At 68.9% G+C, this 14,925-nt stretch carries 16 protein-coding genes; 10 read left to right on the plus strand and 6 right to left on the minus strand.

Features of this window, described 5'->3' with window-relative positions; all coding sequences use genetic code 11:
- Nucleotides 1-111: 111 nt before the first annotated feature.
- Nucleotides 112-801: a hypothetical protein gene (locus ACKTSN_RS33055; protein WP_409472464.1), complete on the minus strand. Its 690-nt coding sequence runs from the start codon at nt 799-801 to the stop codon at nt 112-114.
- A gap of 96 nt (nt 802-897) precedes the next feature.
- On the opposite strand from ACKTSN_RS33055, the gene ACKTSN_RS33060 reads away from it, so the two are divergent.
- The 3 genes from ACKTSN_RS33060 (at nt 898) to ACKTSN_RS33070 (ending at nt 4,980) form a co-directional block, all read left to right on the plus strand.
- Nucleotides 898-1,857, plus strand: coding sequence for a GIY-YIG nuclease family protein (locus ACKTSN_RS33060; protein WP_409472465.1), 960 nt, complete (start codon nt 898-900; stop codon nt 1,855-1,857).
- A 70-nt stretch (nt 1,858-1,927) separates the two neighbouring features.
- Nucleotides 1,928-3,757, plus strand: coding sequence for a DUF4357 domain-containing protein (locus ACKTSN_RS33065; protein ID WP_409472466.1), 1,830 nt, complete (start codon nt 1,928-1,930; stop codon nt 3,755-3,757).
- On the plus strand, nt 3,754-4,980 hold the full coding sequence (locus tag ACKTSN_RS33070) for an McrC family protein (RefSeq protein WP_409472467.1): 1,227 nt from the start codon (nt 3,754-3,756) through the stop codon (nt 4,978-4,980). The genes ACKTSN_RS33065 and ACKTSN_RS33070 overlap by 4 nt, the downstream gene beginning before the upstream one ends.
- A 645-nt stretch (nt 4,981-5,625) precedes the next feature.
- On the opposite strand, the gene ACKTSN_RS33075 is transcribed toward ACKTSN_RS33070, so the two are convergent.
- Both ACKTSN_RS33075 and ACKTSN_RS33080 read right to left on the minus strand, forming a co-directional pair.
- A complete protein-coding gene (locus tag ACKTSN_RS33075; RefSeq protein ID WP_409467819.1) occupies nt 5,626-6,849 on the minus strand; it encodes an IS110 family transposase in 1,224 nt (407 codons plus the stop codon).
- A 147-nt stretch (nt 6,850-6,996) separates the two neighbouring features.
- Complete coding sequence (locus ACKTSN_RS33080) at nt 6,997-7,452, minus strand: ATP-binding protein (RefSeq protein WP_409472468.1); 456 nt, start codon at nt 7,450-7,452, stop codon at nt 6,997-6,999.
- 499 nt (nt 7,453-7,951) lie between these two features.
- On the opposite strand from ACKTSN_RS33080, the gene ACKTSN_RS33085 reads away from it, so the two are divergent.
- From ACKTSN_RS33085 to ACKTSN_RS33105, 5 genes are all read left to right on the plus strand, one after another.
- Nucleotides 7,952-8,551, plus strand: coding sequence for a DUF5753 domain-containing protein (locus tag ACKTSN_RS33085; protein WP_409472469.1), 600 nt, complete (start codon nt 7,952-7,954; stop codon nt 8,549-8,551).
- Nucleotides 8,548-8,742: a DUF397 domain-containing protein gene (locus tag ACKTSN_RS33090; protein ID WP_409472470.1), complete on the plus strand. Its 195-nt coding sequence runs from the start codon at nt 8,548-8,550 to the stop codon at nt 8,740-8,742. The genes ACKTSN_RS33085 and ACKTSN_RS33090 overlap by 4 nt, the downstream gene beginning before the upstream one ends.
- Before the next feature lie 178 nt (nt 8,743-8,920).
- Nucleotides 8,921-9,001, plus strand: coding sequence for a putative leader peptide (locus tag ACKTSN_RS33095; protein ID WP_409474983.1), 81 nt, complete (start codon nt 8,921-8,923; stop codon nt 8,999-9,001).
- Between the two features lie 276 nt (nt 9,002-9,277).
- Complete coding sequence (gene ssuE / locus ACKTSN_RS33100) at nt 9,278-9,835, plus strand: NADPH-dependent FMN reductase (RefSeq protein ID WP_409472471.1); 558 nt, start codon at nt 9,278-9,280, stop codon at nt 9,833-9,835.
- 168 nt (nt 9,836-10,003) lie between these two features.
- Complete coding sequence (locus tag ACKTSN_RS33105) at nt 10,004-11,161, plus strand: LLM class flavin-dependent oxidoreductase (RefSeq protein WP_409472472.1); 1,158 nt, start codon at nt 10,004-10,006, stop codon at nt 11,159-11,161.
- Between the two features lie 43 nt (nt 11,162-11,204).
- Here ACKTSN_RS33105 and ACKTSN_RS33110 read toward each other — a convergent pair whose 3' ends face one another.
- Together ACKTSN_RS33110 and ACKTSN_RS33115 are read right to left on the minus strand one after the other, a co-directional pair.
- Nucleotides 11,205-11,561: a MazG-like family protein gene (locus tag ACKTSN_RS33110; RefSeq protein ID WP_409472473.1), complete on the minus strand. Its 357-nt coding sequence runs from the start codon at nt 11,559-11,561 to the stop codon at nt 11,205-11,207.
- Between the two features lie 80 nt (nt 11,562-11,641).
- On the minus strand, nt 11,642-12,208 hold the full coding sequence (locus tag ACKTSN_RS33115; protein ID WP_409472474.1) for a DoxX family protein: 567 nt from the start codon (nt 12,206-12,208) through the stop codon (nt 11,642-11,644).
- Nucleotides 12,209-12,366: 158 nt separating this feature from the next.
- Between ACKTSN_RS33115 and ACKTSN_RS33120 the strand changes: the two genes are divergently transcribed.
- Nucleotides 12,367-12,693 (plus strand): nuclear transport factor 2 family protein, encoded by a 327-nt coding sequence (locus ACKTSN_RS33120; RefSeq protein ID WP_409472475.1) that lies wholly within the window; start codon nt 12,367-12,369, stop codon nt 12,691-12,693.
- Between the two features lie 78 nt (nt 12,694-12,771).
- A complete protein-coding gene (locus ACKTSN_RS33125; RefSeq protein WP_409472476.1) occupies nt 12,772-13,758 on the plus strand; it encodes an aldo/keto reductase in 987 nt (328 codons plus the stop codon).
- Between the two features lie 265 nt (nt 13,759-14,023).
- On the opposite strand, the gene ACKTSN_RS33130 is transcribed toward ACKTSN_RS33125, so the two are convergent.
- Nucleotides 14,024-14,794, minus strand: coding sequence for an SDR family oxidoreductase (locus ACKTSN_RS33130; RefSeq protein ID WP_409472477.1), 771 nt, complete (start codon nt 14,792-14,794; stop codon nt 14,024-14,026).
- Nucleotides 14,795-14,925 lie beyond the last annotated feature (131 nt).

The raw sequence follows: 14,925 nt of genomic DNA on the forward strand, positions 1-14,925 counted from the left end.
GGACCCAGGACCTGTGTCAGGGCGTCAGTCTTGGGGCCGAACAGGCTTTTAGCGAGCCTCACACGAGTCGGCCGATACCGTATTCGGTCGAGCGCCGCTGCCAACTGCCGCTTACCTCCCGAGGTCGTGCTGCCGCTGCTCCAGGCACCTCAGCCACAGCTCATGAGCCTCCCGTGCCTCCCGCAGCGACTCCTGTGCAAACCGCTCGTCCGCGAAGCCGGTCTTCGCGGCCCGCTGCACGACGGTGACCAGATGTTCGGCCACAGCCGAGAGGCGTTCCCTGTGCGCCCTTTCCAGCTGTGGTGCAAGCTCAGCGCCGCGATTGGCCATCGCCAGAAGATCGTCGTACTCCGCATCGTCGCCGTACGTGGATGGCAACGCGCGAAGATCGATCTCGCGGAGCCGGGACACGTCCGCCGGCGGCGTGTCGTCCTCGACGGCCGCCTCCCGGCCCAGAATCCGATTCAGCAGACGCAGCGTCGACACCGACTTTCGTACCTCCCTGGCGATCACGTCGAGAGCCGTCAGTTCCGCTGCGACCTCTTCCCGGGCCTCCCGGGTGAGCAGCTGCCGCAGGTGGTCCGCGGCATCCTCGCCGCGGGCACCTGCCTCATCGATCACGCGGTCGCAGGCGTTCAGCTCGGCGAACGCCCGCTCCGCCGTGGCGATCGAGGCTCTCAGCATGCCCGCCGTATCCTTGTCGAAGAGGCCCACCGCACCCCGCAGTTCGGCCACCGTGATGGGCACCGCCTCCAACAAGTCCTCGATGCGAGGCCCGCCGACGGGCAGCCTGCTGTCCATGTTTTGTTTCCCCTCGTTCTGCGGCCACCCATGAGACGCGACCGGATATGTGCGAACCGTGAACATCGCGTGTCACGCACACCTCAGAATATGCGTGTGATCACACACGACACCGGCTTCGTCTACGTCATGCGGAATCCTGCGATGCCCGACATGGTGAAGATCGGCCTCACCACCCTGCTACCGGAGGAACGCGCGGCGAAGATATCCAGCCACGAGGGCGTACCACTGCCGTTCGAGGTCCTCTTCCGGGCGCTGACCGTGCGTTGGTCCAAGGTTGAGAAGCTCGTTCATCAGCGCCTGAGCAGACAGCGGGTCAACCCGCGCCGGGAGTACTTCTCCGTGTCCGCCGACATCGCCGTGGCGACCGTCCGTGAGTGCGTGCTGGAGGTCAACGGCAACGACGCCTGGGAGGTCGGGGAGATCCATCCCATCGGCGGTGAGGACCGCATCACGCTCGCCCTGGAGGCGGGCGAGGTCTTCGTCCTGCTGGCCCAGCCGTCGTTGTTCGGCGGTGGCGGGTGGGAGCCGCTCGACCTCTGGCAGGCGCACGCCGACGGCGACCAGTTGGAGATCTATGCTGCGGACGGTCCGGATGAGATAGCCGGGTTCAGCGATGGTGACGTCGGCGGTGATGACGACCCCGTGCCGCATCTCGACGCCGCGGGGAACGTCGCCAATGGAGTACTCATCGGCCGTGAGCGCCTCGCGCCGGGGGACCGCATCCTGTGGATGAGGGACGGGGAGCAGCCGGCGGCGTGCAGAGGCGTGCTCTTCGAGGCCCGTGAGTACTGCCAGATCGCGTGCCGCACTTGGAACCCACAGGTGAACTCGGTCGGGATGCCTCTCATCCTCAACTACCTTGAGCGCGACCCTTCGCCCGCCATGGTTGCTGTCTCCCAACTGGCCCTCCGCCTTCCCGGCCCGCGCACTTGGGCGCCGCGCCCAACGGCCCGCGAAGAGCTGTCCCTCCCCCTACCCGGCCCCGAACGCTGGCTCCCCCAGCTCAGGCCGAAGAAGGACCGCCCTCCCCGCCGGGGCAAGGGTTCAGCCTAACCAGCGTGGCTGTCACTGCCCCCACATAGGCTGCTGCACGACGTGAGCTGCAGGACATACGAGGAGACCGATGACCGACGCATACCCGGAGCTCTACCTGAGACTGCCGAGAGGCGGGCCGGAGGCTCGGGGCCGGCTGCTGGGGGAGAAGGGCGCCAGCGGGAGCCAGAGGTTCGTCATCGCGGCGGGGTCTCCAGCCCAGACCAAGGTGGTTCCCTCGTTTGCGGCGCGCAAGCCGACGTCGTACCGCACACGACAGCAACTCATCTCGCAGGGACTGCTGCGGCATTCAGAGAGGTGGCCGGGATACCTGGAGGCGGCCTGGGATATCGAGTGCACCTCGCCCTCGGCTGCCGCCGAAATCCTGCGGGGCTGCAGTGTCAATGGCTGGGGCGAGTGGAAATCGGCCGATGGGCAACCACTCGCCCACCTCGACCACCTGTCGACTGCGCCGAACCGCGCCTGGCTCATCCGCGGCTCCAACGTCACCGGCGTCAATCTTGTCCAGCGGTTGTGGCTCGCCGAGGGATTGGTCACCGTCGCCGCCACCAGGTTGCGGCAGGGCGTCGAAGCGAACCCGGACTGGAACCTGCTGCGCACCCTCGTGGAGGAGGACTACGAGTCGGCGGCCACGTACAACCAGAAGCAGGAACTCGTCGAGGCGCTGCACGTCTTCCTCACCCGGATGAAGCCCGACGACACGGTGTGCGCGCGCACCGACGGGCGGCTGTACGTCGGCAAGGTCACTGGGGCGGCCGAGCAGATTGCCTCTGAGGACGGGCGGTCCAATCTGCGGCGGCCCGTCGACTGGCAGGACACCAGTTATGAGTGGGAGGAACTGCCCGAGGAACTCCAGCAGAAGCTGTCGGTCCAGCACGACGTCGTCGACCTCACTGCTGTACAGGCCCTCATAGACGGGCTGGGGCTGACCGATGAGCAACTGGCCGACGAGGCCGAGGCCACCGTGAGCGACCCGAGCGCAGAACTGCCGGCCCAAACCGCCCGTCGGAAGCTGGAACTTCCCGCACCGGACCAGGCGATGACGGACCGTCTAAACGTGCATAGTGTCTCGTGGCTGCGCGAAGTGCGCGACCTGCTGTGGGATGAGAAACAGCTTGTGTTCTACGGGCCGCCTGGAACGGGCAAGACCCATCTCGCCCTGGGACTTGCCGAGTTCCTTGGCGGTGGCCCCGAGCAGGTCAAACTGGTGCAGTTCCATCCCTCCTATTCCTACGAGGACTTCTTCGAGGGCTACCGTCCCAAGGAGGACCCGAAGACCAAGGAGGTCGCCTTCCGTCTCACTGCCGGGCCGCTGCGCGAACTCGCGGACCGCGCAGATAAGGAGGGCAACCGGCACATTCCCCACTTCCTGATCATCGACGAGATCAACCGGGCCAACCTGGCGAAGGTCTTCGGAGAGCTGTACTTCCTGCTGGAATACCGGCGCCAGACACTGCGACTCACCTACTCCGGTGACGACTTCTCCCTGCCGGACAACCTCTTCGTCATCGGCACCATGAACACTGCGGACCGCTCCATCGCGCTTGTGGACGCGGCCATGCGGCGCCGTTTCGCGTTCGTCGAACTCTCCCCGCGCACCGAACCGACGAGAGGCCTGCTGCGTCGCTGGCTGGCGGGGACGGAGAGGGACGCGGAGCGGGCCGATCTGCTGGACGAGCTCAACTCCCGTATCGAAGATGTGGACTTCCAGATCGGGCCGGCGTACCTGATGAAGCCCGGGGTGGACAGGGAGGGCGGTCTGGAACGCACCTGGCGCACCAAGATTCTTCCGCTGCTGGAGGAACACCACTACGGAGAGGGCGTGAAGATCGAGAAGCGGTACGGGCTAGCGTCCCTGCGTGCAGCGCTGGCGGCCCGCGGAGACGAGCCCGTCACGTGAGTGTCGTCGCCGGGCCCGTCGACCTCATCGAGCATGCCCGGGCGGTGCGTCGTCCCCTTCCCGAGGCGGTGGGCCGGGCCCTCGCCGCCTCGCGCATCGTCGAGGCCGCGCCCGACCTGTACGTGGCCGGCCACTGGTGCCTGAAGGCCGGCAGCAAGGTGGGCGCCGTGTCCGTGACTGTGCCCGGCGCGGGGCCGGTCACGGTACGGATCACCCCCAAAGTGCCGATGGCCCGGCTGTTTTTCCTGCTGGGCTACAGCCTCGATCCCCGCGGCTGGCGGGACGGCCAGGTGGATGTGGCCGAACACCGGGAGGTGCTGCCCGCGCTGGCGCACGCGTTCGAGCGTCAGGTGGAGGGCGCGATCCGAGCAGGGTTGATCCAGGGATACCGGACGAACGAGGACACCGCTCTCGTCGTTCGGGGCCGCATTCGCGAGGCCGAGCAGGTCCGCAAGCGGTTTGGCGCAGCGCTGCCCGTCGAGATCGCGTACGACGAGTTCACCACCGACATCCCCGAGAACCGGCTGCTGCGCGCCGCCACTGAACGGCTGCTGCGTCTGCCCGGCGTTCCGCGTCCCGTACGGGCCCGGCTGCTGCATCAGCGGACCCGGCTCGCGGACGTCTCCCCGCTCGTACGCGGGCAGAGGCTCCCCGAGTGGCGTCCCTCTCGGCTCAACGCGCGCTACCAGCACGCGCTTCATCTGGCGGGGGCGATCCTCGACGGCGCTTCGGCCGAGCACCGTCCAGGCGGTCTGCGGATCGACGGGTTCCTCTTCGACATGAACAAGGTATTCGAGGACTTTGTCTGCGTCGCCCTGCGCGAAGCGCTGTATCCGTATGGCGGGCGCGGTGTGCTCCAGGCCAAGGGCGTGCACCTCGACGAGGAGGAACGCGTCCGTATGCAACCGGACTTCGTTTGGTACGGCGACGGGAACCCGGGCCGTCCTCTCGCTGTCGTCGACGCCAAGTACAAGGTGGAGAACAAGTACGGCTATCCGGGCGCCGACCTGTACCAGATGCTGGCGTACTGCACCGCGCTGGGACTCCCCGCAGGTCATCTTGTGTACGCGAAGGGCAACGCCCCGCACGCCGGCCATCGCGTGCGCGAGGCGGGGATCGTCCTGCACCAGCACGCCCTCGACCTCGACCAGTCGCCGGAGAGCCTCCTTACCGAAGTGAAGGAATTGGCCAGGGAGATGGCCGCGACCGCACATGGATGTTGATCGCGGGCGACCACTGTCTGTGACCAACGTGAAGATTGCGCAACACCCGGCGATGCCCAGGTTCCAGCAGCTGACGGTGCCGAACCGTACGCCGACCAGGGCGTGCACTTACGCAATGATGGTTTGGATGCCGCGGACCGACTGACCCAGAAGCGAACAAATCCATGCTGGACGGTTTGGCGCCGGGGCAGGGACTTTGTGCTTACGGGGCGAGACGGGACGCATCCGCTTGCGTAGCCACCAAAGTAGCCACGTTGGTAGGCGTTACGCCCGTCTGCGCAGGTCATAGCGCTGTGATGATTCTCCCCGGCGTACAGCCCGACTCGTCTGCCATCGGGGCTCCGACCCGGTTTCACGGTGACGATTGCCGGACCTCAATCGCATGGTGCATGGCCTCACGTTGCCTGTGCAGCCGCTCCACCTTCTCGAGCGGCGGTGGATGCGGGGGGGGGTGCCCCTATCTGTTTCGTCAACCCCGGTGGGGTCGGCTTGTAGGGGTTGATCGTGGTTTTCGGGAACGTCCCGCGGATCGGGGTGTTCCCGGCGGATCGGGTGGCTGATGGGCAGCCCGGTGGCCGGCAGGGCCGGATTGGCCGTGCCGGTACGCGGGCGTGATGGGGCCTGGAGGGTAGGGCGGTGGAGTCGTCAGGCGGCGAGGTCGACGTCGCCCGGGGTGCGTGCTTCGTAGAGGGCCCCGGTGCGGATCATCGCGTGGATGACGTTCACGCGCTGGCGGGCCAGGCGGAGGATCGCCTGGGTGTGGGTCTTGCCGCGTGCGCGTTGCCGGTCGTAGTAGATCCGGGAGGACAGGTCGGCTTTGCAGCCGATCGCGGCGAACGCGGCCTGGAACAGGGCGCGTTTGAGGAGCCGGTTGCCGCGGTGGGGTGCGTGCTCGCCGCGGATGGAGGTGCCCGAGGACTTCGTGGCGGGCGCGAGTCCGGCATAGGAGGCGAGGTGCCCGGCGGTGGGGAAGCCGGTGCCGTCACCGATCGCGACGATCACGGCCGCCGTGGTCCTGACGCCCAGGCCGGGCAGGGACGTCAAGAGGTGGAAAAGAGGGAGGGCCTCCAGCAGGGCGGCGATCTCCTGCTCGGCCTGGCGGCGCTGGGTGTGGGCGGCGGCGAGCTGGGCGGCAAGTCCTGGCACGATCAGCGCGCTGGCCTCGGTGCCCGGAACGACCAGGGTCTGCTCGGCGAGCGCGTCGAAGATCTCTGCGGTCAGGTGGTGGGCCTTGCGCGAACCGTGCACCTTGAGCAGGGCCTCGCAGCGGGCCCGGCCCAGTTTCCTCAGTCTCGCCGGGGAGCCGTGGCGCTGAAGGAGGGCCTGGACATAGGGGTAGGCCAGGCGCGGGCCGAGCACACGCTCGAGAGAGGGGTGGATCTGGGAGAGCAGGCCGCGCAGCCGGTTGGTGGCGCGGTTGACCTCGCCGGCCAGGTCGTTGTCGTAGCCGGTGAGCATGGTCAGCTCGGCCAGCACCTCGTCGTCGCGGTCCACCGCGCGCAGTGTGTGCGGCATGGTGCGGGCGGTCTCGGCGATCACGAACGCGTCGCGGGCGTCGGTCTTGGCCTCGCCCGGGTGCAGATCGGCGGCCCGCCGCATCGACAGCCCGGGCAGGTAGGCCACCCGGCAGCCGGCCGCGCGGGCCACCGTCAACGGCAGCGCGCCGATGTTGGCGACCTGGTCCACGATCACCAGAACGGTGCCGAACTTCGCCACCAGCTTGGTGAACAGCTCCAGCAGTCTCGGCTCGGTGTTGGGCAGCCGCTTGTCGTGCACGGTTCTGCCGTCCGCGGTCCGGCCGTGGGCGTGGTGGAACTCCTTGCCCAGGTCCAGGCCGAGGAAGAGATCTATCGCGGTCGTGTCGACCATGTGCGCGTGCCCCTCGCCACTCGTCTCCTCAGCTCCCGGCCGTCCCTGCGGCACCACACGCCGGCAACCACGTTACGCAGACATGCCGCCCGTGAAGCGGCCCGGCATTGCGCCGGACCAGGCGGTCGTCAGGCCCCTCATCAGCGGTCAAGCGGTGCCCCGAAGCCCGGCGGCAACACCCCCCAGGTCATCCGTACGACAGGGGGCACACAGCCATACCGGACCCGGGGGCCAGGCGCCCCATTGCGGGGCCACGAAAAAGGTAACGGGGGGGGCGATCACTGGGCAGGGAAGTGCGATCTCCGCCCACACGACCTTGCCGGATGGTGGCCATGGCTGGCTGCCCCACCGGGCAGTGAGCGCGTCGACGAGGAGTAGCCCGCGGCCTGTCTCGTCGATGGCACTGGCGGTATGACAGCTCACGGGCCGACGGTCGCCTCGCGGGTCGGCCACTTCGATACGGAGTGTGTCCGGGGCCTCGACGGCGAGCGAGACTCGGAACCCACGGCCCTTCACGCGGCCGTGGGCAACCGCGTTCGCCGCCAACTCGGCGACAACCAGCGCCGCGGACTCGCTCACCGCGCAGCTCGGCGCCAGCCCCACTCGTCGAGCTGATGCACAGTCATCAGCCGGGCAAGGCGGGCGTCACGACGCGTGGCGCTGAGGAGCTGGGTGAAGTGCCGGGTGGAGATTCCTGACTTCGTGTCACTGAGTGTGGCTGGCGCGCTCTACCCTGACCAGGGAGTCATTCGGTACGCAGGGTGTGCGTACCGGTACGGACGGTTTCCTGTACGGGTGTCGGCCGTGACTTGGTGAGGTGTGTGCGACAGCAGGGCGGGTGTCGGGATGACTGTGACGGGGCCGCAGGAGACGTATGACGAGGGTGAGCAGGCCAGCGCCTGAACCGGGCGATCGGCAAGCAGGTCAAGGTACTCAGGGAGCGAGCGGGGCTCACGCAGAAGGAGTTGGGGGACCGGCTCGGATACAGCGAGGACCTGATCTCATCGCTGGAGCGGGGAGACGGACGCCACAGCGGGAGTTCCTGGAGGCGGCCGATGAACTGCTGGATGCCGGTGGGCTGTTCAAGGCCACGATCGAGGATGTGGAGAAGGCCAAGGCGAAAGCGAGGGTTCGGCATCCGGCCTGGTTCAGGGACTACGCGCGGTGGGAGCGGCAGGCGGTTGAGATCAACGACTACAACTGCCATGACATCCCGGGGCTGTTCCAGCCCGAACGCCGGATCAGGGCTCTGTACGAGATGCGGAAACCCCTGCTGGACGAGGAGACCATCGAGCAACGGGTGACCTCTCGACTGGCGCGGCAGGAGATCCTTACGCATTGGCCTCCTCCGATGATCACTGCGGTCATCGAGGAGTCAGTGCTGCGTCGCCCTCTTGGAGGGCGAGACGTCCACAAGGAGCAGTTGGACCGTCTGCTCCAGCTCGGCAAGTTGCGCAATGTGGAACTGCAGGTGACGCCGATCGACCGTACCGAGCATGCCGGGATGGGCGGTTCCTTCATCCTGCTGACACCCAAGGGGAAACCGCGGCTGGGATACACCGAGGCGCAGAACTCCAGCCGACTGGTTACGGACCCCGAAGACGTCCGTATCCTGGCCGCACAGTACGGCAGCATCAGGACGCAGGCGCTTACCATGCAGGAGTCCCTCGCCTTGATCGAAAAGATGCTGGGAGAGCTGTGAGCACCGCGGAACCCGAGTGCCTGTCCTGGTTCAAGAGCAGCTACAGCGGCAATGAAGGCGGCGCCTGCCTCGAAGTCGCCGTCGCGCCCGGCACGGTCCACGTCCGCGACTCCAAGGCCCCCGCCCGCGCCCAACTCGCTTCCCGCCGCTCGGAATGGGCCGCGTTCGTGGACTTCGCGGTCGGACACTGACGTACAACGAGGGGCTAGGAGCAAGCAGTTCCTAGCCCGTCCGGATGCCCGCAGGTCAGCCGAGTGCCCAGATGGGCCCACCGTGACTGTCTGTCACAGCGGATACCGACTCTCACCATGTGGAATCACAGCCGGGCGTTCTTGACCGGCAGGGCTCCCCACTGGTTCGATCGATGACATGAAGCGACAGGACCTCACGCGGCGACGCCACGTCGACCTCGCGCGTGTCTCCAGCTCCTTCTGTCGCTGTCGGGTCTGAGCGCACCCGAGGGACACAGACCCTCGAACTCGCTCCCTCTCCCGCTCTGTTCGTGAATTCCTGTTCCGGTTGTTCTCCGTCGTGACGGCGGCCTTCCCGGGAACGTCGCTTCAACGCGTCTGAATTCCGATCGACGGGCACCTTTCCTGCCCCGCGCCCCGAACAGATCGCCGAACGGATCGTCGACTGCAAGCGGCTCGGCGTCGGCCTCTTCCTCCTCGGCTTTCCCGTCGCCGTCCACGCCCAGCCGCCGCCGTCCTCCTGAAAGGACCCCGCATGGCCCTCGTCCTGTCCGTCTCCGGAAGCCCCTCCGCCACCTCCCGCACCGCACGGCTGCTGCGTCACCTGGACGACCGGCTCACCGCGCAGGGGCACGACGTGATCGCTCTGGACGTCCGTACTCTCCCCGCCGAGGCACTGCTCGGGGCCGACTTCCGGCACCCGACGATCGCCCGGGCCACCGCCCTGTTCGAGCGGGCGGAGGGCGTTGTGATCGGTACCCCGGTCTACAAGGCCGCCTACTCCGGGCTGTTGAAGTCGCTGCTCGACCTGCTTCCGCAGTACGCGTTCGCGGGCAAGACGGTCCTGCCGCTGGCGACCGGCGGCACCACCGCCCATGTGCTGGCCATCGACTACGCCCTGCGCCCGGTGCTGAGCTCCATGGGCGCCGCGCACATCGTCCCGGGCTGGTTCACGCTCGACAAGGACATCACCGTGGGCGACGACGGCACGCTGACCGTCGCACCGGGTTCGGCCGAGGCCCTGGCCCAGGTCACCGACCAGTTCTCGCTCGCCCTCGGCGGTCGGCCGACGCTGCTGGCGGCCACCGGATGAGCGCGCCGCGACCGTGATCGCCGGCGGCGCCGAGCCCTCGCCGTCGCCGCCGAACCGGCCGCGGACTTCCGCAAGGAAGGGCCGGCACACCGGCCGCCAGGTCCTGAACGGCACCAAGCAGCCCCGGTGCTGCCTGTCCTGACAGTCCATCAAGATCGGAGACCCCAGGTGTCCCTCACCTTCCACTGGTTCCTGCCCACCAACGGCGACAGCCGCCACGTCGTCGGCGGCGGCCACGGTACCCCCGCCACGGAGTCCGGACGGGACCGGCCGCCGACCGTCGCCTACCTGACCCAGATCGCCCGCGCCGCCGAGGACCTCGGCTTCGTCGGCGCACTCACCCCCACCGGCGCCTGGTGCGAGGATGCATGGCTGACCACGGCGATGGTCAGCCAGAACACCGAACGTCTGAAGTTCCTGGTCGCCTTCCGGCCCGGCCTCCTCTCCCCGACGCTCGCCGCGCAGATGGCCTCCACCTTCCAGCGGCAGACCGGCGGGCGGCTGCTGCTCAACGTCGTCACCGGTGGCGAGAGCCGTGAGCAGCGGGCCTACGGCGACTTCCTCGACAAGGACGCACGTTACCGGCGTACCGGCGAATTCCTGCAGGTCGTGAGGGAGTTGTGGCAGGGCAGGACGGTCGACCTGCAGGGCGAGCACCTCCGGGTCGAGGACGCCACGCTGGCCCGGCTGCCCGACCCGGTCCCCGAGGTGTACTTCGGCGGCTCCTCACCCCTCGCCGGCGAGGTCGCCGCGCGCCATGCGGACGTCTACCTCACCTGGGGCGAGCCACCTGCTGCCGTCGCCGAGAAGATCGCCTGGATCCGGGCGCTGGCCGACAAGGAGGGCCGCACCATCCGCTTCGGCATCCGCCTGCACGTCATCACCCGCGACACCGCGGAGCAGGCGTGGGCCGAGGCCCGGCGGCTGCTGGACGGCTTCGACACGGAGACCGTGCGGTCCGTCCAGGCGGGGCTGGCCCGCAGCGAGTCCGAGGGGCAGCGACGCATGCTGGCCCTGCACGGCGGCAGCCGGGACGACCTGGAGATTCACCCGAACCTGTGGGCCGGCATCGGCCTCGTCCGCGGCGGCGCGGGCACGGCGCTGGTCGGCAGCCACGACGAGGTCGCCGAGCGGATCGCCGAGTACCACCGGCTCGGCATCGACGAGTTCGTCCTCTCCGGCTATCCGCACCTGGAGGAGGCGTACTGGTTCGGCGAAGGAGTCCTGCCGCGGCTGGCGGCGCAGGGCCTGTGGACCCACCCGTTCCGGGCGGACGCGCAACCCGTCGCCCAGGTCTCCTTCGGGGGCGGCGGGAGCCCGCGATAAACGCTGCGGGGACCGTCTTGCGGAATCCTGACGCCGCCCGTGCTCAGGAGACTTGCGCATCCCCCACCGACCGCTCCCACACCCGCCCCAAGCGCTCCGCGAACACCTCCCGCGCATCCGGAGTGAGCGTGCGCAGGGCCACCAGGGCCGTGATGACCACGTCACACAGTTCGGACTGGACGTCCTCCCAGGTGTGGGTGGTGCCCTTGCGCGGGTTCTGGCCGGTCGCGCCGATCACCGCCTGGGCGACCTCGCCGACCTCCTCCGACAGCTTCAGGATGCGCAGGAGCAGGCCTTCCCGGTCACCGTGCGCCTGGTTCGCGTCCAGCCACCGCCACAGGTCGTCGATGGAGGTCCACAGGTCGGTGGGGGGTGTCGTGGGCGTGACCTGGTCACTCATGGCATCACTCATGGCCCGCAGCCTGCCATGCCCGCAGCCTGCCATGGCGGTCGCTTCTCGAGCAGCGCCCTTGCGGTGGGCTACTCGTCGAACGGCTCCTCGAACAGCGGGTCCTGGCCGCCCTCCGCCTCCCGCTGCGCCTGCCGCACCCGCTGGTTGCGCATGCCCACCACCACGGCCGTGCCCGCCGCCGCCGCACCGAGCGCCGCCGGAACCATCCAGCCGCGGTCGAGGACGTGCCCGAGGGCGTGGTCGAGGGAGAGGCGGCCGGGGCCCGCGATGGCGATGCCGGTCGCGGCCAGGCCGAGGGAGGCGGCGTACTCGTAGCCACCCTCCGTGTTGAAGAAGCCGCTCGGGGCGTGCACCGTGGCCGCGCCCGCCATATCGCCGGCCGCCGCCGCGCCCGCCGCCGGGGTGGCCAGGCCCAGCGCCAGCAGTGTGCCGCCGCCGAACTCCGCCAGTCCCGCCACCATGGCGCTCGCCTTGCCGGGCTTGTAGCCGACGGACTCGAACCACTGGCCCGTCCCCTCGATCCCGCCCCCGCCGAACCAGCCGAACAGCTTCTGCGCGCCGTGCGCCGCCAGTACCCCGCCGGTGCCCAGCCGGAGCAGCAGCAGTCCCAGATCACGTCGGTCGTAGCAGGTCACGATGACTCCCGGAGCAGACAGCAGGAACAGTTCCCCACCCCGGTTTCCCGAATTTCCCCGATCTCCCCGATTCCACCGTCGCATCCCTGCCACCCGCCCGGCCCTCCCGGGCGGCCGTTCGGGTGGCGGGCCGTGCGGCGCGGTGTGAGTCTGCTGGCATGACGATTCAGCCAGCCAAGCTGAGTGACCCGGCCGTTCGCGCCTTCGTCACCGCTGTCAACGCCCATGACCGGGAGGGCTTCCTGACCCTCCTCGCACCCGGCGCGACCATGTCGGACGACGGTGCGGACCGCGACCTCGCCGACTGGATCGACCGGGAGATCTTCTCCTCCCACGGCCACATGGAGGTCGACAACGAGTCGAACGGCGGCCGCTCCCTCATCGCCCGCTACAGCAACGACACCTGGGGTGAGATGCGCACCCGGTGGAGCTTCGTCGTCGAGGACGACGGGAGGATCTCCCGCTTCGAGACCGGGCAGGCGTGAGCAGACGGAGCCGGCAGGCCTGAAAGCCGTACACATCCCTTGTGTTGACGTGCACTCCAAGCTCTAGCCTCCCGAGGCATGGAGATCACCAGGACACTCGGACGCAGCGGCATCCAGGTCAGCGCCCTCGGCTTCGGCTGCTGGGCGATCGGCGGTGAGTGGCAGGACGCCGACGGGCAGCCGCTCGGCTGGGGCAGGGTCGACGACGAGGAGTCCGTACGGGCCGTCCACCGCGCCCTCGACCTCGGCGTCACCTTCTTCGACACCGCCGACACCTACGGCACCGGCCACAGCGAACGCATCCTCGGACGCGCCCTCGGCAAACGCCGGGACGACGTCGTCGTCGCCACCAAATGGGGCAACGTCTTCGACGAGGACACCCGCACCCGCACCGGCGGCGACGACTCCCCGGCGTACGCCCGCCGTGCGCTGACTGCCTCCCTGCGCCGTCTCGACACCGACCACATCGACCTCTACCAGTTCCACCTGTCCGACGCCGACCCCGAAAGGGCCGCCGAACTCCGCGATACATGCGAGGAGTTCGTGCAGGAGGGGCTGATCCGGGCGTACGCGTGGAGCACCGACGACCCCGCCCGCGCCGCTGTCTTCGCCGAGGGGACGCACTGTGCGGCCGTACAGCACGCCGCCAATGTGCTCCAGGACGCGCCGGAGATGTTCGCCCTGTGCGAGGAGGCCGGCCTGGCCGGCATCATCCGGAGCCCGCTCGCCATGGGCCTGCTCACCGGCCGGCACGCCGGGCGGCCGCGCCTGGAGACCGGGGACATCCGCAGCAGGCCGCCGGCCTGGCTGCAGGGCTTCGCGGCGGGATCGGGAGCTGATCCGGCGTGGCTGGCCCGCGTCGACGCGCTGCGGGACGTTCTCACCAGTGGCGGTCGTACGCTCGCGCAGGGCGCCCTTGCCTGGCTGTGGGCGCGTAGCCCGCGCACCGTGCCGATCCCGGGCTTCCGGTCCGTCGCCCAGGCCGAGGAGAACGCCGGTGCCATGGCCCACGGAGCGCTCACTGCCGAGCAGTTGACGGAGGTGGACCGCATCCTCGGGCGGTGAACCACACGCCGGTCCTCGATGTATACGGCGGCTGTTCCACGGCCCCGGTGCGCACCTCGCGGTCCCACGCGAGGTCCACCCCCAACCGGTGCCGTGGAACAGCCGCCGCCTTCCCCCCTCGGTGTGGCCCGCGGAAGCTCGACACTCCAAGTGTGAAGTTCCTGTGGAGGAGAGTTGAGCATAAGTCCTCTACCGGCGGCAATGGGGCGGACGGTGAAACTCCGGTTGTGCAGGTTGAGCGTTCACACGGGTGCGGGGCGACGGTTCAGCCGCGTCCCACGTACGGCATCGTCGTCGCCAGCACCGTCGCGAACTGCACGTTCGCCTCCAGCGGCAGCTCGGCCATGTGCCGTACCGTGCGCGCCACATCGGCGACGTCCATCACGGGCTCGGGCCTGACCTCTCCGTCGGCCTGCAGCGCTCCCGTCTGCATCCGCTGTGTCATGTCGGTCGCCGCGTTGCCGATGTCGATCTGTCCGACCGCGATGCGGTACGGTCGCCCGTCCAGCGACAGGGACTTGGTCAGGCCGGTCAGTGCGTGCTTGGTGGCCGTGTAGGCGACCGAGTGCGGGCGGGGCGTATGGGCGGAAATGGACCCGTTGTTGATGATCCGGCCGCCCTGCGGGTCCTGCTCCTTCATCTGCCGGTACGCCGCCTGCGCGCACAGGAACGCCCCGTTGAGGTTGGTGTCCACCACGTGCCGCCAGGCCTCGTACGGCAGTTCCTCGACCGGGACCCCGCCCGGCCCGAACGTCCCCGCGTTGTTGAACAGCAGGTCCACCCGCCCGAACCGCTCGATGGTGGCGGCGAAGAGTCCCGTCACGTCCCCCGGTTGTGACACGTCCGTGCGTACGGCGAGGGAGACGCCCTCGGGCACGAGCGTCGCCGTCTCCTCCAGTGTCTCCGGGCGGCGTCCCGCGAGCGCCACCGACCAGCCCGCGCGCAGCAGTTCCACGGCGACCGCGCGGCCGATGCCGGAGCCGGCGCCGGTCACGACGGCGATCTTCGACTGCGGGGAAGTTTGCTTGGCATTCATGGGCCCGCAGCGTAGGCGAGGGTCCGCCATGCGGAACTCATCCGACCGCCATCCGAGTGTTGTGTACGTGCCAAACGCGGGTCGTTCCCGGCCAGTCCAATGCCTCCTGCATCGAATCGACAGGTTCGTCA

Source organism: Streptomyces flavusporus, from assembly GCF_046267975.1.
Lineage (GTDB): Bacteria > Actinomycetota > Actinomycetes > Streptomycetales > Streptomycetaceae > Streptomyces > Streptomyces flavusporus.

Coding starts and splice junctions, on each gene's coding strand:
- ACKTSN_RS33055 (WP_409472464.1), bottom strand. CDS start 801: ATGGACAGCAGGCTGCCCGTCGGCGGGCCTCGCATCGAGGACTTGTTG.
- ACKTSN_RS33065 (WP_409472466.1), top strand. CDS start 1,928: ATGACCGACGCATACCCGGAGCTCTACCTGAGACTGCCGAGAGGCGGG.
- ACKTSN_RS33075 (WP_409467819.1), bottom strand. CDS start 6,849: ATGGTCGACACGACCGCGATAGATCTCTTCCTCGGCCTGGACCTGGGC.
- ACKTSN_RS33095 (WP_409474983.1), top strand. CDS start 8,921: ATGAAGCGACAGGACCTCACGCGGCGACGCCACGTCGACCTCGCGCGT.
- ssuE (WP_409472471.1), top strand. CDS start 9,278: ATGGCCCTCGTCCTGTCCGTCTCCGGAAGCCCCTCCGCCACCTCCCGC.
- ACKTSN_RS33110 (WP_409472473.1), bottom strand. CDS start 11,561: ATGAGTGACCAGGTCACGCCCACGACACCCCCCACCGACCTGTGGACC.
- ACKTSN_RS33120 (WP_409472475.1), top strand. CDS start 12,367: ATGACGATTCAGCCAGCCAAGCTGAGTGACCCGGCCGTTCGCGCCTTC.
- ACKTSN_RS33125 (WP_409472476.1), top strand. CDS start 12,772: ATGGAGATCACCAGGACACTCGGACGCAGCGGCATCCAGGTCAGCGCC.
- ACKTSN_RS33130 (WP_409472477.1), bottom strand. CDS start 14,794: ATGAATGCCAAGCAAACTTCCCCGCAGTCGAAGATCGCCGTCGTGACC.